General features: G+C 71.5%; 28 protein-coding genes. 15 read left to right on the top strand and 13 right to left on the bottom strand.

The window, feature by feature from the left end; all coding sequences use genetic code 11:
• Positions 1-40: 40 nt before the first annotated feature.
• The 4 genes from ACBJ59_RS04110 to fabI all read right to left on the bottom strand — a co-directional run bounded on the left by ACBJ59_RS04110 (position 41) and on the right by fabI (position 3,473).
• Complete coding sequence (locus tag ACBJ59_RS04110) at positions 41-1,528, bottom strand: multicopper oxidase family protein (protein ID WP_375108808.1); 1,488 nt, start codon at positions 1,526-1,528, stop codon at positions 41-43.
• 90 nt (positions 1,529-1,618) lie between these two features.
• Positions 1,619-1,855: a hypothetical protein gene (locus tag ACBJ59_RS04105; protein ID WP_375108807.1), complete on the bottom strand. Its 237-nt coding sequence runs from the start codon at positions 1,853-1,855 to the stop codon at positions 1,619-1,621.
• A 112-nt stretch (positions 1,856-1,967) separates the two neighbouring features.
• Positions 1,968-2,702, bottom strand: a complete 735-nt coding sequence (locus ACBJ59_RS04100) for a polyprenol monophosphomannose synthase (protein ID WP_375108806.1) — start codon at positions 2,700-2,702, stop codon at positions 1,968-1,970.
• Between the two features lie 6 nt (positions 2,703-2,708).
• Positions 2,709-3,473 carry an enoyl-ACP reductase FabI gene (fabI, locus tag ACBJ59_RS04095; RefSeq protein WP_375108805.1) on the bottom strand — a complete coding sequence of 255 codons (765 nt, stop codon included), beginning with the start codon at positions 3,471-3,473 and terminating at the stop codon, positions 2,709-2,711.
• Positions 3,474-3,657: 184 nt separating this feature from the next.
• Between fabI and ACBJ59_RS04090 the strand changes: the two genes are divergently transcribed.
• Positions 3,658-5,391 (top strand): FAD-dependent monooxygenase, encoded by a 1,734-nt coding sequence (locus ACBJ59_RS04090; RefSeq protein ID WP_375108804.1) that lies wholly within the window; start codon positions 3,658-3,660, stop codon positions 5,389-5,391.
• Positions 5,388-6,095: an N-acyl homoserine lactonase family protein gene (locus tag ACBJ59_RS04085; protein WP_375108803.1), complete on the top strand. Its 708-nt coding sequence runs from the start codon at positions 5,388-5,390 to the stop codon at positions 6,093-6,095. Before ACBJ59_RS04090 ends, ACBJ59_RS04085 begins: the two co-directional genes overlap by 4 nt.
• 70 nt (positions 6,096-6,165) lie before the next feature.
• On the opposite strand, the gene ACBJ59_RS04080 is transcribed toward ACBJ59_RS04085, so the two are convergent.
• From ACBJ59_RS04080 to ACBJ59_RS04065, 4 genes are all read right to left on the bottom strand, one after another.
• The gene (locus tag ACBJ59_RS04080) at positions 6,166-6,834 is read right to left on the bottom strand and encodes a hypothetical protein (protein ID WP_364123215.1); all 669 of its coding nucleotides are present in this window, start codon (positions 6,832-6,834) and stop codon (positions 6,166-6,168) included.
• Between the two features lie 141 nt (positions 6,835-6,975).
• Positions 6,976-7,983 carry a beta-ketoacyl-ACP synthase 3 gene (locus tag ACBJ59_RS04075; RefSeq protein ID WP_375108802.1) on the bottom strand — a complete coding sequence of 336 codons (1,008 nt, stop codon included), beginning with the start codon at positions 7,981-7,983 and terminating at the stop codon, positions 6,976-6,978.
• A gap of 8 nt (positions 7,984-7,991) precedes the next feature.
• Positions 7,992-9,224, bottom strand: coding sequence for a cytochrome P450 (locus tag ACBJ59_RS04070; protein WP_375108801.1), 1,233 nt, complete (start codon positions 9,222-9,224; stop codon positions 7,992-7,994).
• Positions 9,225-9,448: 224 nt separating this feature from the next.
• Entirely contained in the window at positions 9,449-10,225 is a 777-nt protein-coding gene (locus ACBJ59_RS04065) for an AfsR/SARP family transcriptional regulator (RefSeq protein ID WP_364123221.1), read from the bottom strand.
• Between the two features lie 769 nt (positions 10,226-10,994).
• Between ACBJ59_RS04065 and ACBJ59_RS04060 the strand changes: the two genes are divergently transcribed.
• The gene (locus ACBJ59_RS04060) at positions 10,995-11,693 is read left to right on the top strand and encodes a PEP/pyruvate-binding domain-containing protein (RefSeq protein WP_375108800.1); all 699 of its coding nucleotides are present in this window, start codon (positions 10,995-10,997) and stop codon (positions 11,691-11,693) included.
• Between the two features lie 64 nt (positions 11,694-11,757).
• Here ACBJ59_RS04060 and ACBJ59_RS04055 read toward each other — a convergent pair whose 3' ends face one another.
• The 5 genes from ACBJ59_RS04055 to ACBJ59_RS04035 all read right to left on the bottom strand — a co-directional run bounded on the left by ACBJ59_RS04055 (position 11,758) and on the right by ACBJ59_RS04035 (position 15,814).
• Positions 11,758-13,227 (bottom strand): peptide MFS transporter, encoded by a 1,470-nt coding sequence (locus ACBJ59_RS04055; protein WP_375108799.1) that lies wholly within the window; start codon positions 13,225-13,227, stop codon positions 11,758-11,760.
• On the bottom strand, positions 13,224-14,102 hold the full coding sequence (locus ACBJ59_RS04050; RefSeq protein WP_375108798.1) for an NAD(P)-dependent oxidoreductase: 879 nt from the start codon (positions 14,100-14,102) through the stop codon (positions 13,224-13,226). Before ACBJ59_RS04050 ends, ACBJ59_RS04055 begins: the two co-directional genes overlap by 4 nt.
• Positions 14,099-14,509 (bottom strand): SchA/CurD-like domain-containing protein, encoded by a 411-nt coding sequence (locus ACBJ59_RS04045; RefSeq protein ID WP_375108797.1) that lies wholly within the window; start codon positions 14,507-14,509, stop codon positions 14,099-14,101. Before ACBJ59_RS04045 ends, ACBJ59_RS04050 begins: the two co-directional genes overlap by 4 nt.
• A 21-nt stretch (positions 14,510-14,530) precedes the next feature.
• The gene (locus ACBJ59_RS04040) at positions 14,531-15,268 is read right to left on the bottom strand and encodes an SDR family NAD(P)-dependent oxidoreductase (protein ID WP_375108796.1); all 738 of its coding nucleotides are present in this window, start codon (positions 15,266-15,268) and stop codon (positions 14,531-14,533) included.
• Positions 15,269-15,358: 90 nt separating this feature from the next.
• Entirely contained in the window at positions 15,359-15,814 is a 456-nt protein-coding gene (locus tag ACBJ59_RS04035) for a DUF1772 domain-containing protein (RefSeq protein WP_364123232.1), read from the bottom strand.
• A gap of 264 nt (positions 15,815-16,078) precedes the next feature.
• Here ACBJ59_RS04035 and ACBJ59_RS04030 point away from each other — a divergent pair, with 264 nt between their 5' ends.
• The 12 genes from ACBJ59_RS04030 to ACBJ59_RS03975 are packed head-to-tail and all read left to right on the top strand — an operon-like array spanning position 16,079 to position 24,058.
• Positions 16,079-16,399: a TcmI family type II polyketide cyclase gene (locus ACBJ59_RS04030; protein WP_375108795.1), complete on the top strand. Its 321-nt coding sequence runs from the start codon at positions 16,079-16,081 to the stop codon at positions 16,397-16,399.
• Between the two features lie 4 nt (positions 16,400-16,403).
• Entirely contained in the window at positions 16,404-16,850 is a 447-nt protein-coding gene (locus ACBJ59_RS04025) for a cupin domain-containing protein (RefSeq protein ID WP_375108794.1), read from the top strand.
• Positions 16,847-18,118: a beta-ketoacyl-[acyl-carrier-protein] synthase family protein gene (locus ACBJ59_RS04020; protein ID WP_364123238.1), complete on the top strand. Its 1,272-nt coding sequence runs from the start codon at positions 16,847-16,849 to the stop codon at positions 18,116-18,118. Before ACBJ59_RS04025 ends, ACBJ59_RS04020 begins: the two co-directional genes overlap by 4 nt.
• Positions 18,115-19,317 (top strand): ketosynthase chain-length factor, encoded by a 1,203-nt coding sequence (locus ACBJ59_RS04015; RefSeq protein ID WP_375108793.1) that lies wholly within the window; start codon positions 18,115-18,117, stop codon positions 19,315-19,317. The genes ACBJ59_RS04020 and ACBJ59_RS04015 overlap by 4 nt, the downstream gene beginning before the upstream one ends.
• Positions 19,318-19,352: 35 nt before the next feature.
• Positions 19,353-19,601 (top strand): acyl carrier protein, encoded by a 249-nt coding sequence (locus tag ACBJ59_RS04010; RefSeq protein ID WP_375108792.1) that lies wholly within the window; start codon positions 19,353-19,355, stop codon positions 19,599-19,601.
• 1 nt (position 19,602) lies between these two features.
• The gene (locus tag ACBJ59_RS04005; RefSeq protein WP_375108791.1) at positions 19,603-20,085 is read left to right on the top strand and encodes an SRPBCC family protein; all 483 of its coding nucleotides are present in this window, start codon (positions 19,603-19,605) and stop codon (positions 20,083-20,085) included.
• Between the two features lie 29 nt (positions 20,086-20,114).
• Positions 20,115-20,573, top strand: coding sequence for an anthrone oxygenase family protein (locus ACBJ59_RS04000; protein WP_375108790.1), 459 nt, complete (start codon positions 20,115-20,117; stop codon positions 20,571-20,573).
• Between the two features lie 10 nt (positions 20,574-20,583).
• Positions 20,584-21,336, top strand: coding sequence for an SDR family NAD(P)-dependent oxidoreductase (locus ACBJ59_RS03995; RefSeq protein WP_364123247.1), 753 nt, complete (start codon positions 20,584-20,586; stop codon positions 21,334-21,336).
• 2 nt (positions 21,337-21,338) lie between these two features.
• The gene (locus ACBJ59_RS03990; protein WP_364123249.1) at positions 21,339-21,665 is read left to right on the top strand and encodes an antibiotic biosynthesis monooxygenase family protein; all 327 of its coding nucleotides are present in this window, start codon (positions 21,339-21,341) and stop codon (positions 21,663-21,665) included.
• The gene (locus ACBJ59_RS03985) at positions 21,662-21,970 is read left to right on the top strand and encodes an antibiotic biosynthesis monooxygenase family protein (protein ID WP_375108789.1); all 309 of its coding nucleotides are present in this window, start codon (positions 21,662-21,664) and stop codon (positions 21,968-21,970) included. The genes ACBJ59_RS03990 and ACBJ59_RS03985 overlap by 4 nt, the downstream gene beginning before the upstream one ends.
• A gap of 22 nt (positions 21,971-21,992) precedes the next feature.
• A complete protein-coding gene (locus ACBJ59_RS03980) occupies positions 21,993-22,388 on the top strand; it encodes a hypothetical protein (protein WP_375108788.1) in 396 nt (131 codons plus the stop codon).
• Entirely contained in the window at positions 22,385-24,058 is a 1,674-nt protein-coding gene (locus tag ACBJ59_RS03975) for an acetyl-CoA carboxylase carboxyltransferase subunit alpha (RefSeq protein WP_375108787.1), read from the top strand. Before ACBJ59_RS03980 ends, ACBJ59_RS03975 begins: the two co-directional genes overlap by 4 nt.

Raw genomic sequence — 24,058 nt, 5'->3', positions numbered from 1 at the left:
CCTTCACCGTAGCGCGACAGACGATCTACGGCCAGCCGGGTCACCCGTGGTTGTGGGGGAGCGACTTGGGCACCCGCACCCGGTCGGCGGGGGACACGGTGAGGAACTGGCCCATCATCCCGGAATCCTCGTGGGCCAGGATGTGGCAGTGGAACATGTACGGCCTGATCGGGTCGGAATGCCGCAGATAGCTGACCCCGAGCCGGACCGTGCTGCCGGGCGGCACGATCACCGTGTCCTTGTTGCCGCGCATGTGCGGGGGCGGCGTCCGGCGGTCGAGGTCGAGCACCTGGAACGTCACGCCGTGGATGTGGAAGTTGTGTGGGATGTCCTGGTCGTTCTTGACTTCCCAGACGCCCACCGAGCTCGCCGTGGCGACGTGGTCGACCCGCTTCATGTCCATGGTCTTGTCGTTGAAGGTGAAGTCGCCCATCACCATCCGGGTCACCTGGGCGTTCGCCGCCGGGCGGATCGGCGGGACGGTGGCCAGCGCCGACGGCAGCGGAGGCGACGGCCGCAGCTGCGGCGCCGCCACGAACCGCAGCAGGTCCATCTCGTCGCCGCCGCCCGCGAGCTGCTCGAACAGGAAGTTCGACTGCAGGTCGGGGGCGAAGCTGCGGAGCACGACCTTCTCACCGGGCTTGAACGCGACCACGATCTCCGCCCGCTCGCCGGGTGAGAGCATCAGGCGCTTGAGCGCCAGCGGGGCCGGCAGCAGCCCGCCGTCGGTGCCGACGAGCTGGAAGGTCCTGCCGTCGGCGAACCCGATGTCGTAGACGCGGGCGTTGGAGCCGTTCAGCAGCCGGAAGCGGGCCAGCGTGGTCGTCACCCTGAAGAACGGGTCGTAGGTGCCGTTGATCAGTATCCGGTCGCCGAGCAGGCCCGTCACGTTGATCCCGCCGAACTTGATGCCCTCGGTGCTGAGCGTGCCGTCGTCGTTGAAGTTCTTGTCCTGGATGATCAGCGGGACGTCGTCGACGCCGTACGTGTGCGGCAGCCGGGTGTCACCGTCGTCGATGAGGAACAGGCCGGCGATGCCCCGGTACACGTGCTCCGCGGTGAGGGCGTGCAGGTGCGGGTGGTACCACAGCGTGGTCGCCGGCTGCTCGATGGTCCACTGCGGAGACCACGTGCGGCCGGGCGCGATGAGCTGGTGCGGCCCGCCGTCCATCTGGGCGGGCAGGTGCATGCCGTGCCAGTGGATGGTCGTCGTCTGCCGCAGCCGGTTGGTGACGTGCATGTGCACGCGGTCTCCCCGGTTGACCCGGATCGTGGGGCCGAGATAGCTGCCGTTGGCCCCCCACGTGGGGGTGCGCCGGCCCGGGATCAGCTCGGAGACGCCTTCCTGCAGGTTCAGCCTGAACTGCTTGGTCGTCCTGCTCGATCCCGGAGCCGGGGCGAGCAGGGGCGGGATGCGCAAGGGGGCCGAGAAGGACAGATGGCCCCCGTTGCCACGGGAGGCGTCCACCCACAACCAGCCGGCGAAGCCGCCGATGGGCGCTACCGTCACGACACCGATTCCGGTCATCCAGCGGAGTACCGTTCGGCGGGTCTCTCGTCTCATGATGTCGTCCTTGTCCCCCCGGTCCGTGCTGCTTCGGTACGTCGTGCGGGGGCGTCAGTAGCCGCGGCCACGGCGGGAGGGCCAGGGCAGCATGAGGGGGATGCCGACGATCATCAGCCACCACCCGATGAGGACCTCGGGCATCGGGACGAACTTGGGGTTCTTGATGATCTCGCTGATCGGGACGAAGAGAACGCCCAGATTGAACAGCAGGCCGGCCAGCGCGATGACGGCGCCGACCCAGAAACGCGGACGGCTGAGCAGCGAACGCCGCCGGGTGTTCGTGTCCATTGCTTCCTCCAGATTGTGCATTTGTCGCCCCCTTAACCGTAAGAATTCGCAGGTCGGGGGGCATCTGCCGGTCGGAGTTCGTTTCGTGCGCCATTGGTAGTAGCCCGGGGGGTCACATAGTCTTCCGGGAGTAGGAGAGGGCCCATGCGGTGACGCGCAGGAGCGCCTCGACGACGATGGCGCGGCTCATCTTGCTGGCGCCGCGGGTGCGCTCCACGAAGGTGATCGGCACCTCCGCCACGCGCAGGCCCGCGCGTACCGTCCTGAGGGTCAGGTCGACCTGGAAGCAGTAGCCCTGCGACTCCACGTCGTCGAGGCCGATCTCCTTCAGCGTCGTCGCGCGGTAGGCCCGGTACCCGCCGGTGGCGTCCCGCACGGGGAGGCGGAGCACGGCCCGCGTGTACGCGTTGCCGGCCCGCGACAGCAGCTCGCGGGACCTTGGCCAGTTGACCACCCGCCCGCCCGGCACCCAGCGCGAGCCGATGACGAGGTCGGCCGTCCGCAAGGCCGCCAGCAGGGCGGGCAGCTCCTCCGGGCGGTGCGAGCCGTCGGCGTCCATCTCCACCAGCACGTCGTAGGCCCGGTCGAGCCCCCATGTGAAGCCGTGGATGTAGGCCGCGCCCAGGCCCGCCTTCCCCGGGCGGTGCAGGACGTGCACCTGAGGGTCGCGGCGGGCGAGCGCGTCGGCGAGGTCGCCGGTGCCGTCGGGGCTGGCGTCGTCCGCCACGAGCACGTCCGCCTCGGGCACGGCGGCGCGTACCCGGCCGACGACGCTCTCCACGTTCTCCCGCTCGTTGTACGTCGGGACGACGACGAGGATCCGCCCGGGCTCGGGATAGGCGTCCACGGCCGGTCACCCGCCGATCGCGTGCAGGCCACCGTCGGCGTGCACGATCTCGCCCGTGGTGGACGGGAGCCAGCCGGACATCAGCGCCAGGCACGTCCGGGCCACGGGCTCGGGGTCCGAGCTGTCCCAGCCGAGCGGCGCCCTGGACTTCCACGTGCTCTCGAAGTCGCCGAAGCCGGGGATGCCCTTGGCGGCGATCGTGCGCAGCGGGCCGGCGCACACCAGGTTCACCCTGATGCCGCGCGGCCCGAGGTAGCCGGCCAGGTAGCGGGAGCACGACTCCAGCCCGGCCTTGGCCACGCCCATCCAGTCGTAGCCGGGCCAGGCCACGGAGGCGTCGAAGTCGAGGCCCACGATCGAGCCGCCGTCCTCCATCAGCGGGGCGGCGGCCATGGCCAGCGCCTTCAGCGAGTACGTGGAGACCTGGACGGCCGTGGCCACGTCCTCCCACGGGGTGGTCAGGAAGTCGCCGCCGAGCGCGGTCCGCGGCGCGAACCCGATCGAGTGCAGCACCCCGTCCAGCCGGTCGGCGTGCGGGCGGATCCGGTCCGCCAGGGAGTCGAGGTGCGCGCTGTCGGTGACGTCCAGCTCCAGCACCGGCGCGGGCCGCGGCAGGCGGGCCGCGATGCGCTCGACGAGGCCGAGCCTGCCGTAGCCGGTGACCACCACCGCGGCGCCTTCCCGCTGGGCCAGCCGCGCGACGTGGAACGCGATCGACGATTCGGTGAGAACTCCCGTGACCAGGATTTGTTTACCGCTGAGAAGTCCCATTGAATAACCTCGCTCATATCATTTTCCGGCCATCTTCCAGGTACGCCTTGGACGACCGCTAGAGACGCGCTCGTGGCCGCCAAGAAGGTCACTGGTGGGCCGTCTGCGTGCCCTGGACGCCGGGAAACACGCTAACTAGCCTGGCCAGCAGGGAATTCTTGTGATGGAGGCGAAATTGCTGGGATTGCGAAAAGAAAAAACCCCGGTCCTGGTCGTCGGCGGGGGTGTCGCGGGCATTTCCACGGCCGCTTTTCTGGCCGCGTACGGGCTGGCTTCGGTGCTGGTCGAGCGGCGGCCGGGCACCTCGACCCACCCGCGGGCGCGCGGCGTCAACGCGCGCACGATGGAGCTCCTGGCCGCGCTCGGCGTCGACGACCGGGTACGCGCCGCCGACTCCGCCCGGGCGCTGGCCGCCAACAGCGGCATCAGGGCGATGGAGACGCTGGCCGGCCAGGAGTACGGCGAGATGCACGCCCCCTACTTCGTCGACCCCCTTGTCAGCCTGGAGCACATCAGCCCGGCCGGCTGGTGCCTGTGCGACCAGGACGAGCTGGAGCCGATCCTGCTGGAGCGGGCCGTCGAGCTCGGCGCCGACGCCCGCTTCGGCACGACCCTCGAACATTGGACGCCGTCTCAGGACGACGACGACGGCGGCGGCGGCGGCGACGGCGTGCGCGCGGTCGTGCGCGAGGCGGCCACGGACGAGGTCTACGAGATCGAGGCCGATTACCTGGTGGCGGCCGACGGCGGCGGGAGCCGGGTGCGGCAGGCGCTCGGCATCGGCCGTGCCGGGGCGGGCACGCTCGCCCACTACCTCAACATCCACTTCCACGCCGACCTGCGCGAGGCGCTGGGGGAGCGCCGGTTCATCCTGTCCTACGTCGTCAACTCACACCTCATGGGCGCGCTCGTGCCGGTCGACAACGCGGTCAACTGGCTGCTGCACGTCATGTACGACCCGGAGAGCGGGCAGAGCCCCGACGACTTCCCCGAGGAGCGGTGCGCCGAGCTCGTACGGGCCGCCGCGGGGCTGCCCGACCTGGACGTGAAGATCAAGAGCGTGCTGCCGTGGGAGGCGGCCGGGCTGACCGCGGACTCCTACCGCCGGGACCGCGTCTTCCTCGTCGGCGACGCCGCGCACGTCATGCCCCCCTCTGGCGCCCTCGGCTCCAACACCGGCATCCAGGACGCCCAGAACCTGGCGTGGAAGCTCGCCATGGTGGCACGCGGCCAGGCCGGGCCCGGCCTGCTGGACAGTTACGAGGCCGAGCGGCGGCCGGTGGCGGTGGCGACGGTGGAGCAGGCGGTGCTCCGGTCGAAGGACCGGCCGGCGATGATGGGCGAGGAGTCGGAGGCCGCCGAAGGGATCGAGCCCGACCACACGGTCCACTTCCGCCAGCTCTACCGTTCCTCCGCCGTGGCGGACGCCACGGCCGTCACTCAACCCCACCAACCCGCCACCGCCGCCGATGCTGCGGTCGGCCGGGTGGGCGGGGCGGCTGTCGCGGGGGCCGAGGAGCACCGCTCGCCGTGGGCGGAGGACTGCGACGGGCGGCCCGGGACGCGGGCGCCGCACGCGCGGGTGTCGCTCGCGGGACGGCGGATCTCGACGATCGAGCTGTTCGGCCGGTCGTGGACCCTGGTCACCGGGTCGGCCGGGCCGTGGGCGCCCGCCATGGCGCCGGTCGCGGCCCGGCTCGGGCTGGAGGTGCCGGTGTACCGCCTGGGCGTCGAGCTGACCGACCCCGACGACCGGTGCGCCGCCGTGTACGGGGGCGCCGGCACCGCCACGCTCGTCCGCCCGGACGGTTTCGTCGCCTGGCGGAGCGACCGCCCTGCACCCGATCCCGAGGCGGCGCTGGAGACCGCCCTGCGCGCCCTGCTGGACCGGCCACGAGCCGCGGGGGAGCCACGATGACCGCGATGCGCCTGTACCTGCTGCGGCTCGGCACGATCCGCGGCATCGAGGCCCCCGTGCCGGGCTACCTGATCCGGCTCCACGACGGCACGAACGTCCTGGTCGACACCGGCTACCGGGCGGCCCCGGCGGGCGGCGACGCCCCGATCGAGGTGGGGCCGGAGGACGACGTCGCCGCCAGGCTCGCCGAGCTGGGCCTGACCCCGGCGGACATCCACGTGGTGATCTGCACGCACCTCGACCCCGACCACGCCGGCAACCATGACAAGTTCCCCGGCGCCGAGTTCGTCGTCCAGCGCGCGCACCTGGAGGCCGCCCGCTCCGGGCGGATCGAGCGGCTGGAGGAGGCGCGCAAGCACTGGGACCTGCCCGGGCTGCGGTACCGGCAGGTCGAGGGCGACGTCCGGCTGCTGCCGGGGATCGAGCTGATCGAGTCGGGCGGCCACGTGCCGGGCCACCAGTCGGTGCTCGTCCGCCTCCCGGAGACGGGTGCCGTGCTCCTGGCCGGCGACGCCATCCCCATGGGCATCGCCGCCGACCCCGACGAGCGCCCGATCCTCCCGTTCGATCTGGACGAGGCCGGGACCCGGGCGAGCACCCGCAAGCTGGCCGCGCTCGCGGCCCGCGAGGACGCCCTGGTGATCTACGGCCACGACCCGATGCAGTGGGCCGGCCTCACCGTCTCGCCGGCTTGCTATCCCTGACCCGGCCTGTCAGATATCGCGTCAAGAGAAATTCCCGGCCCCTTTCCAGGGGGGCCGGGAATTTGTCATGCTACTTGTCGCGGGTGCAGTCGGCGATGATGATCCGCTGCCATTTCCCGTCGAGCTTGAAAAGCATGTCGTCGGTGAATCTGTCGGGCCCGAGCCTGGTGAAGATCTCCCGGAACGGGATGGGCGGGCTGTTCTGGAGGAAGAGCTCGCCGTCGGTGAGGTCCAGCACGTTGCCCTTCCACCCGGCGCCGAACTGCAGCGCCCTGATGCCCGTGCTGTCGAAGTGATTGGTCACCACCCGCTTGTTGGTGGTGTCGTACCCCCAGACCCCCTTGAACGCGACCGGGTTCTCCACCTGCGGCCCGGGCTGCTCCTGGCTGTTCCACACGAACCACCGGCCGCTCAGCTCATAGGCGCCCGTGGCCTTCAGCGTGCTGGTGTACGGCTTGCCCATGGGCGGGGTGTTCTCGGACTTGCAGGTCCAGCTGCCCGCGAACCACTCGAACTGCTTGAGGTTCTTGTCGGTGGTGGTGTTCGCGGCACCGTTGCGCGGCGGCTCCTGCGCCGCGGTGGCCGGCGCCTGGGCGGGGGCCGCCTGGGCCGGGGCCGCCGCCTGGGCAGGAGGCTGCGCGGCGGTGGACGACTGCGCCGCGCCGGCGCAACCGGTCAGCGGAATCGCCACGATGAGGGCCGTGGACCTGACGACGGCCCGCTGGTTTTTCGTCAACATTTGACTCCTCTTCTCCGCCCGGCCATTTCACAGCCGACAGGAATGCGTAATGCGGTGGGCTTCTGACAAAGACGTTAACTTTCCGACATAGGCGGCCGGTCGTCGCCCGCTAGAGCGCAGATCCGGGACCGTCGGAATGATTCACGGCAATTCCACGACCTGGGCCGCGTACACCAGTCCCGAGCCGAATCCGATGAGCAGCGCCCGGTCGCCGCTGCGGACCGCGTTCGTGCTCAGCAGCGCGTCCATGGCCAGCGGGATGGAGGCGGCGGAGGTGTTGCCGCTCCGCTCGATGTCGTACGCGACCGTGATGTCCTCGCCGAGGCCGAGCCCCTCGGCGATGGCGTCGGTGATGAGCTTGTTCGCCTGGTGCGGGATGAACGCGTCCAGGTCGGCGGGCGTGAGGCCGGCCCGCTCGATCGCCCGCGCGGCGATCGGGATGAGCTCGGCGGTCGCCCAGCGATAGACGCGCCAGCCCGACATCGTCAGGACCGGCCACTTCAGGTCCGGCTGCCGCTGCAGCTCGGGCACCCAGAAGCCGCTCATGCCGACGGCGCCGGCGCGCGAGCCGTCCGAGCCCCACACCACGGGGCCGATGCCCGGCCGGTCCGATGGGCCCACCACGACCGCCCCGGCGCCGTCGGCGAACAGGAAGGCGGTGCTGGGGTCCTCGTGGTCGAGGATGTCGGACACCCGCTCGGCGCCGATCATCAGCACGTACTCGGCGCTGCCGGCCCGTACCATGTCGCTGGCGAGGGCCAGCGCGTACGAGAAGCCCGCGCAGGCGGCGGAGACGTCGAACGCGGCGGCCCGCCCGGCGCCGATCCGGTGGGCCACCTCCGAGGCCAGCGACGGCATCTGGGTGAGGTGCGTCGTGGTCGCGGTCAGCACGCAGCCGACCCGCGCCGGATCGACCCCGGCCGCGGCCAGCGCCTTCTCCGCGGCGGCGGCGGACATCATGGGCAGCGACTCGCCGGGACCGGCGAAGCGCCGCTCCCTGACACCGGAGCGGGACTCGATCCACTTCTCCGTACGGCCCACGCGCTCGGCGATCTCCGCGTTCGTGACGACGCTCGCGGGCCGGTAGACGCCCAGCCCGAGTATGCGGCTGCCGGTGACCCGCCCGGCGGCGGGGAGCTCGATGGTCATCGCTCGTCTCACTCCTCGGTTTCCCCGCGCCGCCAGGTCACCGGCATCGCGGACAGAGTTCGGATCATGGTGTTGGGGTTCCAGGTCAGCTCCTCCACGGGCACGGCGAGGCTCAGCCCGGGCAGGCGACGCACCAGCGAGCCGATGGCCAGGCGCATCTCCAGCCGGGCGAGGTTCGCGCCGAGACAGTGGTGGAAGCCGTGGCCGAAGGCGACGTGGGAGACGTCGCCGCGGCCGAAGGGCCGGTCGAGGACCAGGTTGTCGGGGTCGGCGAAGGCGCAGCCGTCCCGGTTGGCGGAGGTGGTCGAGGGGATGACGGCCTCACCCCGGCGGATCGTCACGCCTCCCAGCTCGACGTCCTCGGTGGCGACCCGGATCGTCCCGCCGCTGACGGCGCCCGGGGTGAAGCGCAGCAGCTCCTCGACCGCCGTCGTGATCAGCTGCGGGCGCGCACGCAGGCGGGCCAGCTCGTCCGGGCGGAGGAGCAGGACCAGCGTGCCGTTGATGAGGGCGGCGGCCACGGTGTGGTAGCCGGCCGTCAGCAGCGTCGCCCCGAAGGTGAGCAGCTCCTCGTACGTCAGGCGCTCGCCGTCGTGGTCGGAGGCGAGCACGCTCAGCACGTCCCCGCGGAACTCGTGCCGCTTGGCCGACACCAGCGAGGCCAGGTAGTCGTGCAGCGTGGCCCTGGCCGCGACGAGCCTGTCGGCGTCGGCCGGCACGAGGCTGAGCGCGATGTCGGCCGACTGCCTGAACCGCTCCCGGTCCTCCTCCGGCACGCCGAGGATCTCGCAGATCACCGCCATGGCGAGCGGCACCGCGAACCCCTGCGCCAGGTCGCCGGGGGCGCCCTTGGCCACCAGCTCGTCGAGCAGCGCGTCGGTCAGCTCCTGGATGCGCGGTCGCATGGCGGCGATCCGGCGCGCGGTGAACGCGTACGCGACGAGGGACCTGAGCCGGGTGTGCTCGGGCGGGTCGAGCGAGAGGATCGAGGTCGCGTCGGGCGGCACGGGCCGCAGCCGCGGCGCCCCGGGCCTGGCCGCCGCGGCCCTGCTGAAACGGTGGTCCGACAGCACCTGGCGGACCTCGTGGTAGCCGGTGACCAGCCACGCGTGGTCGCCGGTGGGCAGCTCCACCAGCGCCACGGGCTCCTCCTGGCGGAGCTGCGCGAACTCGGGTGGTGGATCGGTCAGCGCGGCTCCCCGGAACGGGAACTGGTATCTCGGTGTCGCCTTACTGGGCACGGGCGGCCTCCCATCGCCGGATCGCCGTACGGGCGGATCCATGGTCGCGAGGAGACGTCGAGCCCCGATCGAGAGCCGTTAGGACCCCACCGCCCGTCCGCGAGCACCGGGCTGGGGCGCGAACGAGACGGGCGGGCGGGCGCCGGAACCGGGTGGGAAAACAAGAGGCGCACCCGTTGTCACGGGTGCGCCTCGGTGGAAACGCCTCAGGGTCCTGCCGGTCATCACGTCCGCATGAGGACGTCTGCAGCAGACCCTTCGAGGATCACCTGCTGCGCATGACGCAGCTCGGCCGAGGGTTCAAGGCCGATCTCGGCGCGGATCACCTTCCGCAGGCGTTGGTAGACGTCGAGCGCGTCGGCCCGCCGGCCCGAGCGGTGGAGCGAGACCATCAGCTGCAGGTGGTACCACTCGTGCAGGGGATGAGCCGCGGCGAGTGCCCGCAGTTCGCCAACCAGCTGGCGATGTTTGCCCAGGCGCATATCGGCCTCGATACGCAACTCGAGCGCGGACAGGTGGCTCTCCTCCAGCCAGGCCAGATGTGCGGCGAGACGCGGCCCCGGCTCGACGTCGGCCAGTGCGCGCTCCCGCCACAGCGCGAGAGCCTGGTGCAGCAGCCGGCTGGCGGTCCGGGCGTCGTCGAGGGCGAGTGCCGCCTGTCCTTCCTCCACGAGCTTCTCGAACAGCGTCGCGTCGAGATGGTCCGGATCCAGCCGGATCATGTAACCCGGTGGCCGGGTCACCAGCAGTTCGCAGTCGTCCGCCGAGGGGCCGTAGCTCAGGATTTTCCTGAGCTGGTAGACGTATGTCTGCAGGGTGGCCACGGCGCTGCGGGGCAGTTTGCCCCGCCACAATTCCTCTAGCAAAATCTCGGTGGGGACGACCCGATTGGGCTGGACGAGCAGCAGCGAAAGGACTTCACGGAGCTTCGGTGCGGTCGGGGTGCAATCTCCTTCTCCATTGCTCACCTCTAGCGTGCCTAGGATGCCGAATCGCAGCATGGCTGCTCCCTAATCTGATGATGTTGCGTTGCTGCCTGACTTGCCAGCCCCTTATTGCCGCTGTGACCTCGCTCGGAGCCAGTATCGTCCAGCCGTGTTCGAGTGTCACTACTCGTTTGTCTATATCTCTGCACATGAATGGCTCGGGAAGCGCACGAGGCGTTCTCGAACGCATCTGGACCTTTCATGACCTGCGACTCTCACCCATTAGGCAAGGTCGCTGTTAACATTCTGATGTTGATCAACTGATTTGGTCAGGACGAAAGTCAGGACGTTTCGGTGGTCCGAATGGGGCGATCGCGGCCGTAACCGCAGCTCGCGACCCGTGGTCCGGGCCACCGTGTCGCCGCCGCTACTCTCCGTGCCGGAGTCGTCCAAAGGGAGTAGGCCGGCGCCGGGCTACTCCCCCGGTCGTACCCGGCGTCGCTGCACGCCGAGTATTCGACGGAATCGCAGAATGGGTAGGCTTAATTCAGGCTCTTCACCGAGCCGTCCGTCCTGTCGTCGAGTAAGGAGCCAGATAAATCCAGTCACGTATCCGGTGATGAACCGCGGCTCCGCTGATGAACGCCGGCGCTGCCCGTTCATCGTGATTTACGCTCGTGGAGATGAAGCTCACGTGGGTGACGAGGGTACTTCCGGCTTCCGCCGGGACTTTCAGCTCTATTGGTCTCAGGAGCCGCAGAGCCGCAGCGTCGAACTCGTCGGGGAGAAAGCGGCGTACCTGAGCCGGCTCGGCCATGCCTTCGGAGTCCCCCGGGGATTCAGCGTGACCGCGCTGTCGTACCTTGACCTGCCCGCGCCGGACCGTGACGCGGTGCTGAGCGCAGCCGCGGCGGCCTACTGGGAGCTGAGCCGGCCCGAGCAGGGTGACGGCCTCGCGGTCGCGGTACGGCCCTCTCCGCCCCCCGGCATGACGCGCATGCGGCCGCAGGCCTTCCTCAACATCCGCGGGCACGAGGCGCTGTCCTCCGCCGTGACGGAGCTGCTCGCGTGGCCGATGCCGTCCCGCGGCTGGGCGCCCGGCCTGCCCGTGCACGCCGTCGGCGGCCTCGGCAGGAGGGCCGTGCTGATCCAGGACCTGGTGGCCGCGGAGAGCTTCGCCCGGGTGTACCCCGCCGACACCGCCCGCGCCGACAGCGACATCATCGTGCGCGCGACGTGGGGGCTGGGGGAGAACCTGGCCAAGGAGTGCGAGCCGGCCGACGTCTTCGTCTTCGACACGGGCCTGCGGCTGCTCAGCCGTCAGGTGGCGGTCAAGGAGCGGATGGTCACCCTGGCCGCGGGCGGCGTGACCGAGGTCGCCGTGCTGAGCGGCATGCGGCTGCGGCCCTGCCTCACCAACGCGCTGTCACGCCGCCTGGCCAGGCGGCTCCAGGCGGCGCAGCGGCTGCTCGGCCAGTCCGTACGCCTGGGCATGGCCGTGGTCGGTGACGAGATCTCGACCGTGTCCTGCCGCCCCTCCTGAAGCCGGCGCACGCGAAAGCCGCGGGTCCCGGGACCTTGCGATCCGGGACCCGCGGGTGACGGGCTCAGCGCAGGCCGCGGTCGATCCTGCGGGCGCCCAGCGACACGGCCAGGCCGACGACCAGGACGAGACCGCCCAGGCCCGCGAAGTACACCGGCTGCGGGATGACCGTGCTGATCCGGGCGAGCTGCCCGCCGAGCCCGACCCCGAGCGCCGCGAACAACCACCAGACCCCCATCATCTGGCTGACGTACGCCCGCGGCGCGGCCTGGGACAGCGCGCTCATCCCCGGAGGGGCCAGCGCGAGCTCCCCGGCCACCTGCAGCAGGTAGACCACCACCAGGAACGTCATCGACACCTTCGCGCCGCCCGCCGCGCCGAGCGCCGCGAACGCCATGACGACGAAGCTCGCCCCCATCATGAGCAGGCCGACCGCGAACTTCGCCGAGGTGCCGATGTGCTGTCCCTTGCGCACCCAGAACCACGCGTACAGCGGCGCCAGCAGCAGGATGAAGCCCGGGTGCAGCGACTGGAACCAGCTCGCCGGCAACTCGAAGTCGAACAGCACCCGGTCGGTGCTGCGCTCGGCGAACAGGTTGAGCAGCGAGCCGCCCTGGTCGTACGGCATCCAGAACACGGCGGAGGCCAGCAGCAACCACAGGAACGCCTTCACCCGCCGCCGCTCCTCGGGGAGCAGCCCGCGATCGCGCAGGATCGAGCGGTAGTAGAGGATCGGGACGATCACGACGGTGATCCCGACGAGCGCCAGGAGGTGCTCGACGGTGAAGGTGCCCGCCAGCACGTCCACGCCGAACAGCACGACGGCCGCGCCGCCGATCACGCCCGTCCTGACCAGCACCGGCCGCAGCTCCGCCGCGCTCATCGGCCGCGGCGGCCGCGCGCCGAGGTCGGCGAAGTGCCGCAGGCCCAGGACGTACTGGACGACCCCGAACGTCATGCCGACGCCGGCCGCGGCGAAGCCGAGGTGCCAGTCGACCCGCTCGCCGAGGAACCCGGTGACGAGCGGCGCCAGCAGGGCGCTGACCTGGATGCTCATGTAGAAGACCGACCAGGCCGCGTCCCGCTTGCCGGTGTCGTGCGGATACAGGTGGCTGACCATGGCGCCCATGCTGGGCTTGAGCAGCCCGGTGCCGGCCGCGATGAGCGTCAGCCCCGCGTAGACGAACGGCACGGACGGCACCGCCATCGCGTAGTGACCGGCGGCGATCGTGACCGCCCCCACGAGCACGGTGCGGCGGGGACCGAGCAGCCGGTCGGAGATCCAGCCGCCGGGCAGCGCGGCCAGGAAGACCGTGGACATGTAGAGCCCGAACAGGGCGGCCGCGGTGCCGACGGGCACGCCCAGGCCGCCGCGCTCGGCCGGGGCCACCAGATAGAGGATGAGGATGGCGCGCATCCCGTAGAAGCTGAACCGCTCCCACATGTCCACCATGAACAGCGTGCCGAACCAGCGGGGCTGCCCGAACAGCCACCCGGGCTCCGCCGGCCGGCTCGCCTCCACCGACGTGGTCATGTGATCACCTGGGTGATCAACTGCGGATGCTCGACCAGGACGGCCGCGTCGGCCTCGCCGTCGCCCGCGCCGATCACCTGCTCGAACCGCTCGGCCGCCCGCCGGGTCACCGGCAGCGCCAGGCCGGCCCGCTCCGCCTCGTCGAGGGCGAAGCGCAGGTCCTTGGCCATCAGCCGGGTACGGAAGGCCGCGGGCACGTAGTCGCGCCGCTGCATGATGTCCGCGCGGAAGCCCATGACCAGGGAGCTGAAGCCGCTCTCCTTGATCGCGGTCAGCAGTTCCCCGCGGTCCAGCCCGGCGCCGACGCCCAGGGCCACGGCCTCGGCGAGGGAGGCCACCTGCGCGCCGATCAGCAGGTTGAACGCCAGCTTCATGACGGCGGCCGACCCCGTGTCGCCCACCCGGACGACCTGGTGGCCCAGCGACTCCAGCACGGGCTCCACGGCGTCGACGTCTGCCGCCGGGCCCGCGGCGAGCACGCGCAGCAGCCCCTCCCTGGCCTGGGCGGGATTGCCGAGCACGCACGCCTCCACCCGGCGCACGCCGGCCGCGGCGAGCCGCTCGGTCACGGTCCGGGAGAAGGCCGGCGACAGGGTGGAGGTGTCGATCACGTAGGCGCCCGGCCGCAGCGCCGCCAGCGCGTCGCCGAGGACCACCCGCTCCACGGCGGCCTGGTCGGCCAGGCTCACCACGACGGCGTCGGCGCCGGCCACCGCCCCGGCGGGACTGGCGGCGATCACGCCGCCCGCCGCGGCGACGGGCGCCGCCTTCTCCGGCGTCCGGTTGTGGACGACCAGGTCGTGGCCGCAGTCGAGCAGCCGCAGCGCCATGCCCGCCCCCATGCCGCCGAGCCCCAGGAAGGCCAGGCGCTTCACGGCTGCCTCCGCAGCAGGTGCTCGGGGATGTCCTTGAGCATCTCGGTGGGCACGCCGAGCTCCTGGATGCAGCGCATGGTGCTGTTGCCGAAGTACTTCATGAAGCCCTCGACGGTCTCGGTGTCGCGCGGCTCGGCCAGGTACGGCTGGAGCCTGCGCTCCGCCTCGCGCACGCCGTCCTGCACGGCCATGTGCCTGGCGACGTCGTCGAGCCGGCCCTCGTACTGGATGACCCGGAACATCCGGTCGCCCGAGATGAACAGGCCGGTGGCGAGGATCACGCCGGTCTCCTCGCCCTCCTCGTCGTGCAGGATGGGCGAGTCGGCCCGCTGGAACTCGGCGAAGATCTGCGCGATCTCGTCCTCGTGCCCGGGCTTGATCTTGTAGGTGATCGCGGCGAAAGTCATGGGTTACCTCACTCCAAGGGTTCAGATACCGCCGTCGACGGCGATGGTGACGCCGTTGACGAACCGCGACAGGTCCGCGGCGAGGAACAGCACGGCGCCCGCCACGTCGTCCGGCCGGGCCAGGCGGCCGAGCGGGGTCAGGCCGGTGAAGCGCTGGAACAGCTCCTCGGGCAGCCCCGCGCCGGGTTCGGTCTCGACGATGCCGGGCGCGACGACGTTCACCCTGATCCGGCGCTCGCCCAGCTCCTTCACCAGCGAGCGGGTGAACCCGGCGAGCCCGGCCTTGGCCGCGCCGTAGTGGGCGCGCATGGCCACCCCGCGCTCGGCGGCGGCGCTGCCGATCATGATGACCGACGCGCCCTCGCCGAGCAGCGGCAGCATGGTCTGGGTGACCAGGAAGGCGGAGGTCAGGTCGGTGTCGAGGACCCGCCGCCACTCCTCGCCCTCCAGCACGGCGAGCGGGGCCATCGAGTCCACGCCGGCGTTGTTGACGACGACGTCGAGCCCGCCGTACACGGTGCGTACGTGGTCGGCGAGCGCCGCCACGTCGGCGGGCACGGTGACGTCGGCGCGCACCACGTGGTGGTCGCCGCCGAGCTGCTTGAGCTGTCTGCCGAGCTCGGCGGCGGACTCCTCGTCGGTGCGGTGGCAGGCGACCACGTTCGCGCCGGCGCCCGCCAGGGCCAGGGAGATGGCGCGGCCGACGCCGCGGGTGCCGCCGGTCACCAGGACCCTGCGGTTGTTCAGGTCGAGATTCACGAGTGCCTCCGTCTCAGGGGATGACCGTCGAAGGGGTCCGGCACGTCACATGAGCACGACCGCGGTCGTGCCGCATGAGCGCGATCGTGGTCACACGAGCACGACGGCGGTCGCGTTGAGCGCGAAGGCCGCGCCCGCGAGCGCCGTCCGGACCAGGTGGTAACCGCGCCAGGTGGGCCGGGGATCGACCCATCCCGGCGGGATGGAGCTGCCCGGACCGAGCGCCTTGACGGCCCGGTTCAGGGGGACGTTCAGCAGGTGGGAGACCCCGGCGACGCCGAGCATCAGCACCGCGGCCGCCGCGTGCAGCACCGTGCGCGCCGGGTCGCCCGAGAGCGGCACCAGCGCCAGGCCGGCCAGCGTGGTCGTGATGACGATGATCGGCATGGTGGGGTCCCAGTTCCGGCCGAGGAGCTGGTGCGCCTCGACGTACCGGGGCACGGGCATCGCACCGAGGGCGGGGACCATGCTGATCGCCACGGCGAACATCACGCCCGCCGTCGTCCCGCTGCCCAGCAGGGCGAGCACGCTCAGGATCTCGTTCACGGGCGCACCGACCTTTCGCTCTCCGACGCGTACCGCGGGCCGCGCCGAAGACGCGCACCGCGGGCTGCTCGAAGGTGACACCGGCGGCTCGTGGGCGGCTCGGAGCTCGCTCGACGGAGTCGATCGGGTGGCGGCCGGGAGTCGAGCGGTTCTCGATGAGCCCCCGAGGGGCCCTTGTCAGCATCCGTGCATTGGTCGCAGCCGGTCCATGAGACCCAGCCGCAGTAGACCCAGCTCAGTAAACCCTTAGACGGGGAGTCGCACATGCACAGAACGCTCATCGTGGCGCGTATGGACCCGGCCGATTCCGACGCGGTGGCCGAGATCTTCCGCGATTCCGACACCACCGAACTCCCGGAGCTGATCGGCATCCGCGCCAGGTCGTTGTTCAGGTTCAACGGACTCTACTTCCACCTCACCGAGGCGGACGGCGATCCGACGGAGCGGCTCTACGCCCACCGGGAGCACCCGTTGTTCCAGGACGTCAACACCAGGCTCGCCAAGTACATGAGCCCGTACCTGCCGTCCTGGCGGGAGCCGAAGGACTCGATGGCCGAGCAGTTCTACCTGTGGGAAGGGAAGTGACCCGATGTCCACGTCGACGCCCAGGAAAGTGTCGTTGCGGGACGTACCGGTGGACCACCGGCGGGGCGGCCGGATCCAGCTGCTGCTCAGCCCGCGCTCGGCCGGCTCGACCTCCGGGTTCATGGGGGTGGGCGTGCTCCAGCCCGGCGAGTTCGTGATCGAGCACCACCACCCCTACTCGGAGGAGTTCATCTACGTCGTCAGCGGCACGCTGACCGCCCGGATCGACGGCGAGAGCCACGTCCAGCTGCGGGCCGACGACGGCCTGCTGATCCCCAAGGGGGTCAGGCACCGCTTCGAGAACAACGGCGAGGTGCCGGCGAAGGTGGTCTTCCACAACGGGCCCCTGGCGCCCCGCCCCGACCTCGGCCACGTCGACACCGAGCCGCTGCTGGAGGAGGGCCCGCCACCGAACGTCGGCGGGCCGGTGGCCGCGGGCGGGCCGTCATGAGACGTCGCCGGGCCGTCATCACCGGCATGTCGGTGATCGCCCCCGGCGGGGGCGACACCGCGGCCTTCTGGGACATGCTCTCCCACGGCCGCACGGCCACCAGGAGCATCTCCCTCTTCGACGCGACGGGGTTCAGGTGCCAGGTGGCCGCGGAGTGCGACTTCGACCCGGCCGCGCGGGGCCTGACCCCGCAGGAGGTCCGCCGCATGGACCGGGCCGCGCAGCTCGGCGTGGTCGCCGCGCGCGACGCCCTGGCCGACAGCGGGCTCGCCCTCGGCGAGCTGGACCCGGGCCGGGTGGCCGTCAGCATCGGCAACGCGGTCGGCAACACGACGATGATGGAGCAGGAGTACGTGGTCGTCAGCGACGGCGGCCGGCGCTGGCTGACCGACTGGTCGTACGCCGTCCCGCACAGCTACAACTTCATGGTCCCGAGCTCCATCGTCACCGAGATCGCCTGGGCGGCCGGCGCCGAGGGTCCGACGACCCTGATCTCGACCGGCTGCACGTCGGGCCTGGACGCGGTCGGGTACGCCCTGCAGCTCATCGAGGAGGGCACCGCGGACGTCGTCGTCACCGGCGCGGCCGAGGCCCCCGTCTCGCCGATCACCGTGGCCTGCTTCGACGCGCTGAAGGCCACCACGCCGCGCAACGACGACCCCGCCACCGCCTGCCGCCCCTTCGACAGGGAGCGCAACGGCATCGTTCTCGGCGAGGGCTCGGCCGTGTTCGTGCTGGAGGAGGCCGACCACGCCAGGCGCCGCGGCGCCAGGACGCGGGCCGCCATCGCCTCGTACGCCAGCCGGGCCAACGCCTTCCACATGACGGGCCTGAAGGAGGACGGCCGGGAGATGGCCGAGGCCATCCGGGTGGCGCTGCGCAACGCCGGCCTGACGCCCGGGGACGTGGACTACGTCAACGCCCACGGCTCGGGGACGAAGCAGAACGACCGGCACGAGACCGCCGCGGTGAAGGAGAGCCTGGGCGAGCGGGCGTACCAGGTGCCGATGAGCTCCATCAAGTCCATGATCGGCCACTCCCTGGGCGCGATCGGCGCCATCGAGATCGCCGCCAGCGTCCTGGCGATCGAGAACGACGTGGTCCCGCCCACGGCGAACCTGACGAACTTCGACGAGGAGTGCGACCTGGACTACGTGCCGGTCGAGGCGCGCGAGCACAGCACGGACGTGGTGCTCAGCATCGGCAGCGGCTTCGGCGGCTTCCAGACCGCGGTGACGATCACCGCTCCGCACAAGGTGGCGGCATGAGCGCGGCGGTGGTCACCGGCATCGGCGTGATGGCGCCCAACGGCCTCGGCACCGAGGACTACTGGGCGGCCACGCTGGCCGGCAAGAGCGGCATCGACGTGATCTCGGCCTACGACGTCTCCGGCTTCCCCGTGCGGCTGGCCGGCGAGGTCAAGGGCTTCGACCCGGTGGAGCGCGTGCCCAAGCGGCTGCGCGCGCAGACCGACCACATGACCCACCTGGCGCTCGCCGCCACCGACGAGGCGCTGGCCGACGCCGGCGCCGACCCCGCCGAGCTGCCCGAGTACGCGATGTCGGTGATCACCGCGAACTCCTCGGGCGGCACCGTGTTCGGCCAGCGGGAGCTGCAGAAGCTGTGGGCCAAGGGCCCGCTGTACGTCGGCGCGTACATGTCGGTGGCCTGGTTCTACGCGGCCACCACCGGACAGCTGTCCATCCGGCACGGCATGCGCGGACCCTGCGGCGTGATCGCGACCGAGCAGGCCGGCGGGCTCGACGCGGTCGGCCACGCCCGCAGGCAGGTGCGCCTCGGCACCCGGCTGGTCGTCACCGGCGGCACCGACGCCTCGCTGTCCCCGGCGGGGCTCACCGCGCAGATCGCCACCCGGCTGCTCAGCCGCCGCGACGACCCCACCACGGCGTACGTGCCGTTCTCGGCGGAGGCCTGCGGCTACGTGCCGGGGGAGGGCGGGGCGATCCTCATCGTCGAGGACGCCGCGACCGCGGCGCGCCGGCCGTACGGCCGGATCGCGGGCTACGCGGCCACGTTCGACCCGCCGCCGGGCTCGCCCAGGCCGCCCGCCCTGCGCAGGGCCATCGAGTCGGCGCTGGCCGACGCCATGGTGACGCCCGACGGCGTGGACGTGGTCCTCGCCGACGCCTACGGCGTGCCGGAGCTCGACGCGGCCGAGGCGGCCGCGCTGCGCGAGGTCTTCGGCCCGCGCCGGGTGCCGGTCACCGCCCCCAAGACCATGACGGGCCGCCTGTACGCGGGCGGCGCCGCACTGGACCTGGCCACGGCCCTGCTGGCGATCCGCGACCAGGTGATCCCCCCGACCGTCAACGTGGCGGAACCGCTGCCCGCCCACGACCTCGACCTCGTCTGCGGCGAGCCGCGGGAGGCCCGGCTGCGGACCGCCCTGGTGGTGGCCCGCGGCTACGGCGGGTTCAACGCCGCCGCGGTCGTCACCGCCGGCTGACCACGTAACGCACCGACACCATCTGGAGGAAAGAGATGAGCCTGCTCACCCTGGACCAGCTCAAGACGATCATGATCCAGGTCGACGCCGAGTCGGCGAAGGAGCTCGACGGCGAGATCCTCGACATCGGGCTCGACCACCTGGGCTTCGACTCGCTGGCCGTGCTGGAGATCGCCACCCGCATCCAGCAGGCGCACCAGCTGCCGATCCCGGACGAGGCGATCGAGGAGATGACGACGCCCCGGAACATCCTCGACTACGTCAACCAGCGGCTGGCGGCCTGACATGCCCGGCAGGACCGACAACGAGATCGTGATCGCCGCGCCGGTCGACGTGGTCTGGGAGATGACCAACGACCTGGAGTCGTGGCCCACGCTGTTCAGCGAGTACGAGCGCGTCGACATCCTGGAGCGCGACGGCGACCGCGTGCGCTTCCGGCTGACCATGCACCCCGAGCCCGACGGCACGGTGTGGAGCTGGGTCTCCGAGCGCAGGACCGACCCGGTCACCCGCACCGTGCACGCCAAGCGCATCGAGACCGGGCCGCTCCTGGAGTTCATGCACCTCTTCTGGGAGTACCACGAGGTCGACGGCGGCACCCGGCTGCGCTGGATCCAGCAGTTCGAGATGAAGCCGAGCGCCCCGGTCGACAACGAGGGCGCCGCCCGGCACCTCAACGAGCAGACCCGCAACGAGATGCGGCACATCAAAGAGGTCATCGAACGGCAGGTCGCCGGCGCCCACGACGCGGCCGGCACCGCCGCCTGAGCCCGCCACGAGAAGGGGAGTGAGCGCAGATGATCGACGCCCTGGTGCCGCTGGCCCTGCTGGGCAGCGGCCTCGCGGCCGGAATCCTGTTGTCCACCGCGCTCGGGATCATTCCCCTGATGGAGACGTTCCCCGCGGACAGGTACGTGTACTCCCACCGCTATCTGTGGGACCGCTACGACCCGTTCATGCCGATCTGCTTCGGCCTCACCGTCGTCGCCGACGTCGTGCTGGCGGCCACCGCGCCGGACCGGGTCGCGCAGGTCATGTTCGCTGTCACGGCCGTCACCCTCTGCTGCGTGATGGGCATCTCGATCGTCAAGCAGGTGCCCATCAACCGGTGGGTCAAGTCCATCGACCCCGAGTCGCTGCCCGAGGACTTCGAGCGCCTCGACCCGAGGTCGCGCTGGCGGAACTGGAACCTCCTGCGCACGGTCCTGTCGTGCGCGGGGTTCGCGCTCAACATCGCCGCCGCCTCCGTCCTGTGAAGGAGTCATCATGAGCCAGCAACTGTCAGGAAAGACGGTCCTCGTCACCGGGGGGAGCCGCGGGATCGGCCGCGAGATCACCCTCGGCGTGGCGCGGGCCGGAGCCAACGTCGTCTCCTGCTACCGGCAGGAGGGCGAGCACATCGAGCACCTCGCCGGCGAGCTCAAGAACATCCCCGGCGACCACCAGCTCGTCCGGGCCGACGTCACCGTCCCCGCCGAGGTCGAGCAGCTGGTGGCCGGGGTGCGCGACGGGTACGGCGCGCTGCACGGCATCGTGCACAACGCCGGCGTCATCAGCCACGTCCCCTTCGGCCAGCTGCCGCTCGACGAGTGGCACCGGGTGGTGGACACCTCGCTGACCGCCGCCTACCTCGTCATCAACCGGGCCCTGCCGCTGCTGTCCGAGGGCAGCTCCGTGGTGGCGATCGGCTCCCGCGTGGCCACGGTGGGCATCCCGCTGCGCTCCCACTACACCGCGGCGAAGTCGGCCCTCATCGGCCTCGTCCGCGGGCTCACCAAGGAGCTCGGCCCGTCCGGCATCCGCGTCAACCTCGTCTCCCCCGGCATGATCGAGACCCCGGAGGCGGCGGCCAAGCTCTCCCCCGAGCAGCGCCGCGCGTACGAGGAGCGGTACGCCGACATCATCGCCATGGGCCGCTTCGGCCGCCCGCAGGACATCGCCGAGGCCGTGCTCTTCCTGCTCAGCGACCGGTCCGCCTACATCACGGGCGAGAACATCAACGTCGACGGAGGGATCTGACCATGACCGCGAACCCGTTCCGCGTGATGCTGCGCGCGGAGATCAAGCAGGGCATGGAGAAGGAGTTCGAGCAGGCCTGGCTGGCCATCGGCACCGGCGTCACCGGGCACCCCGCCAACCTCGGGCAGTGGCTCTACCACAGCGAGTCGGAGGAGCGGGTCTACTACATCGTCAGCGACTGGGTCGACGAGCCGAGCTTCCGCGAGTTCGAGCGCAGCGACCAGCACGTGGAGCACCGGATGAAGCTGCACCCGTACCGGTCGGGCGGCTCGATGACCATCATGAGCACCGTGTACAGCCTGATGGGCGGCCAGGCGGTGGCCCGATGAAGGGACGCGCCAGGGTGATCGTCTACTTGGCCGTGCCCGAGGCGGGGCCCGGGGCGATCGAGGACGCCTACCACGAGATCAGCCGGCGGCTGGCCGACACGCCCGGCCTGCTGAAGAACGAGCTGTTGCGTTCGGCGCTGGACTCGACCGGCTTCGCGGTGCTGTCGGAGTGGGAGAGCATGGCCGACTTCAAGGCGTGGGAGGAAGGCGCGGCGCACCGCAACGCCACCTCCCCGCTGCGGCCCTTCCAGGACCGCAGCGGGGATCGGCACTACGGCATCTACGAGGTTGTGGCGGCGTACTGACCGGGTGGGGAGCGTGAGCACGATGAACGACCGGAATCAGGCCGGACGCCTGCTGCGGGCCGTGCTGCGCGGTCTCGGCCGGGCCCTGGTCGCCTGCGGCCGCTACCAGTGGGTGCTCCCGTTCCCCGTGACCCACCAGGACGAGCCGCACGAGGCCGGGACGCACCAGGACGGGGCCCCGCGTTCGGCGGGGCCCGATCGTGGGCCCGGCCGTGGGCCCGGCGATGGGTCCGACCGTGGGCCCGACCGGGCCCTGGACCGGGGCCCGGATCAGGGCCCGGACCAGGGCCCCGCCGGCCCGCCGGCGACGCCGCCCGGCCATCCGGAACGGCTCACTCCCCTCACCCCGCCGAAGGCCGCCGAGCGCGCCCTGCGGGCGGAGCTCGAGGAGATCTTCATGACACGAGGAGAGTCATGACCGACCTGTCCACCGAGGAGGCCGCGACCGGCTGGTCGACCTGCCCGGCCTGCCGCGGCCTGATCTACAACCGGCGCCTGGAGTCACGGCTCGGCGTGTGCCCGGACTGCGGGCACCACACGCGGCTGTCCGCGGACGAGCGGCTCCGGCAGCTCCTCGATCCCGGCTCGGCCGGGCCCATCCCCTGTGGCCCGGTGGCCGTGGATCCGCTGGAGTTCAGCGACGGCAAGCCGTACGCGTGGCGGCTGATGGACGGCCGGGCGCGGACCGGCATGGACGACGCCGTCGTGTGCGTGAGAGGGACGGTCGACGGCCGGCCCGTGGTCGTCGCCGCGATGGACTTCAGGTTCATGGGCGGCAGCCTCGGCGTCGCGGTGGGGGAGCGGATCGCGGGCGCGGCCGAGGTCGCGCTCCGCGAGCGCGTCCCGCTGCTCGTCGTGTCGTCCTCGGGCGGCGCCCGCATGCAGGAGGGGGCGCTGGCCCTCATGCAGATGGCCAAGACCAGCCAGGCGCTGGCCGCCCTCGACGAGGCGGGCGTGCTGACGCTGTCGCTGACCACCGACCCCACCTACGGGGGCGTCGCCGCCTCCTACGCCTCGCTCGGCGACGTGATCGTGGCCGAGCCGGGCGCGCGCATGGGCTTCGCGGGCCCCCGCGTCATCGAGCAGACCATCCGCCAGCGGCTGCCCGCGGGTTTCCAGACCGCGGAGTTCCTGCTGGAGCACGGGCTGATCGACGACGTCCAGCCGCGGGCCGCGCTGCGCGGGCTGCTGGCCAGGCTGCTGTCGGTCCAGGACCGCGGCGGCGCCGACCGGTTGCCGGCGTACGACGAGGACGGCGCCACCGAGCTGATCGAGGACTTCTCGCGGCTGCCGGAGGTGCCGGCCTGGGACTGCGTACGGCTGGCCAGGGACGTCGCACGCCCCACGACCCTGGAGTACCTCAGCCACCTCCTCGACTGGTTCGTCGAGCTGCACGGCGACCGGATGGCGGGCGACTGCCCGGCCCTCGTGGGCGGCATCGGCGTCTTCGCCGGGCAGCCGGTCGTGGTCCTGGGCCACCAGAAGGGGCACACCACGCACGAGCTGGTCGCGCGCAACTTCGGCATGCCGAGCCCCGAGGGCTACCGCAAGGCCGCCCGGCTGATGCGGCTGGCCGCCAAGCTGGGCCTGCCGATCATCACGCTCATCGACACGCCCGGCGCCTACCCCGGCATGGAGGCCGAGGAGCGCGGGCAGGCGGGCGCCATCGCGGAGAACCTGCGTCTCATGTCGGGCCTGCCGGTGCCGGTCGTGTCGGTCGTCATCGGCGAGGGCGGCAGCGGCGGCGCCCTCGCGCTCGGCGTCGCGAACCGGGTCCTGGCCTGCTCCAACGCCGTCTACTCGGTCATCAGCCCCGAAGGCTGCGCCTCGATCCTGTGGCACGACGCGGGGGCCGCCCCGGTCGCCGCGGAGGCGCTGCGGCTGCAGGCGCGGGAGCTGCTGCGCCTCGGGATCGTGGACGGGGTCGTCCCGGAGCCGGCGGGCGGCACGCAGGCCGGTCACGTCGAAGCGGCGGACTCCCTGCGTCACGCGCTGGCGGCGACGCTGAACGAGCTCATGCCCATGACGTCCCAGGAACTGATCCGGGACCGCCGGCGGCGCTTCCGGAATTTCGGGTCGAATCACTGA

The sequence above is a fragment of the Nonomuraea sp. MTCD27 genome (assembly GCF_041950495.1).
Classification (GTDB): Bacteria; Actinomycetota; Actinomycetes; order Streptosporangiales; family Streptosporangiaceae; genus Nonomuraea.
This window is presented reverse-complemented; position numbering and strand designations above follow the sequence as displayed.

What these genes read in the sequence shown, in the direction of transcription:
- ACBJ59_RS04110 (WP_375108808.1), bottom strand. Translation starts at nt 1,528, where the DNA reads ATGACCGGAATCGGTGTCGTGACGGTAGCGCCCATCGGCGGCTTCGCC.
- ACBJ59_RS04105 (WP_375108807.1), bottom strand. Translation starts at nt 1,855, where the DNA reads ATGGACACGAACACCCGGCGGCGTTCGCTGCTCAGCCGTCCGCGTTTC.
- fabI (WP_375108805.1), bottom strand. Translation starts at nt 3,473, where the DNA reads ATGGGACTTCTCAGCGGTAAACAAATCCTGGTCACGGGAGTTCTCACC.
- ACBJ59_RS04085 (WP_375108803.1), top strand. Translation starts at nt 5,388, where the DNA reads ATGACCGCGATGCGCCTGTACCTGCTGCGGCTCGGCACGATCCGCGGC.
- ACBJ59_RS04080 (WP_364123215.1), bottom strand. Translation starts at nt 6,834, where the DNA reads ATGTTGACGAAAAACCAGCGGGCCGTCGTCAGGTCCACGGCCCTCATC.
- ACBJ59_RS04075 (WP_375108802.1), bottom strand. Translation starts at nt 7,983, where the DNA reads ATGACCATCGAGCTCCCCGCCGCCGGGCGGGTCACCGGCAGCCGCATA.
- ACBJ59_RS04065 (WP_364123221.1), bottom strand. Translation starts at nt 10,225, where the DNA reads ATGCTGCGATTCGGCATCCTAGGCACGCTAGAGGTGAGCAATGGAGAA.
- ACBJ59_RS04055 (WP_375108799.1), bottom strand. Translation starts at nt 13,227, where the DNA reads ATGACCACGTCGGTGGAGGCGAGCCGGCCGGCGGAGCCCGGGTGGCTG.
- ACBJ59_RS04045 (WP_375108797.1), bottom strand. Translation starts at nt 14,509, where the DNA reads ATGACTTTCGCCGCGATCACCTACAAGATCAAGCCCGGGCACGAGGAC.
- ACBJ59_RS04030 (WP_375108795.1), top strand. Translation starts at nt 16,079, where the DNA reads ATGCACAGAACGCTCATCGTGGCGCGTATGGACCCGGCCGATTCCGAC.
- ACBJ59_RS04025 (WP_375108794.1), top strand. Translation starts at nt 16,404, where the DNA reads ATGTCCACGTCGACGCCCAGGAAAGTGTCGTTGCGGGACGTACCGGTG.
- ACBJ59_RS04020 (WP_364123238.1), top strand. Translation starts at nt 16,847, where the DNA reads ATGAGACGTCGCCGGGCCGTCATCACCGGCATGTCGGTGATCGCCCCC.
- ACBJ59_RS04015 (WP_375108793.1), top strand. Translation starts at nt 18,115, where the DNA reads ATGAGCGCGGCGGTGGTCACCGGCATCGGCGTGATGGCGCCCAACGGC.
- ACBJ59_RS04010 (WP_375108792.1), top strand. Translation starts at nt 19,353, where the DNA reads ATGAGCCTGCTCACCCTGGACCAGCTCAAGACGATCATGATCCAGGTC.
- ACBJ59_RS04005 (WP_375108791.1), top strand. Translation starts at nt 19,603, where the DNA reads ATGCCCGGCAGGACCGACAACGAGATCGTGATCGCCGCGCCGGTCGAC.
- ACBJ59_RS04000 (WP_375108790.1), top strand. Translation starts at nt 20,115, where the DNA reads ATGATCGACGCCCTGGTGCCGCTGGCCCTGCTGGGCAGCGGCCTCGCG.
- ACBJ59_RS03995 (WP_364123247.1), top strand. Translation starts at nt 20,584, where the DNA reads ATGAGCCAGCAACTGTCAGGAAAGACGGTCCTCGTCACCGGGGGGAGC.
- ACBJ59_RS03990 (WP_364123249.1), top strand. Translation starts at nt 21,339, where the DNA reads ATGACCGCGAACCCGTTCCGCGTGATGCTGCGCGCGGAGATCAAGCAG.
- ACBJ59_RS03985 (WP_375108789.1), top strand. Translation starts at nt 21,662, where the DNA reads ATGAAGGGACGCGCCAGGGTGATCGTCTACTTGGCCGTGCCCGAGGCG.
- ACBJ59_RS03980 (WP_375108788.1), top strand. Translation starts at nt 21,993, where the DNA reads ATGAACGACCGGAATCAGGCCGGACGCCTGCTGCGGGCCGTGCTGCGC.
- ACBJ59_RS03975 (WP_375108787.1), top strand. Translation starts at nt 22,385, where the DNA reads ATGACCGACCTGTCCACCGAGGAGGCCGCGACCGGCTGGTCGACCTGC.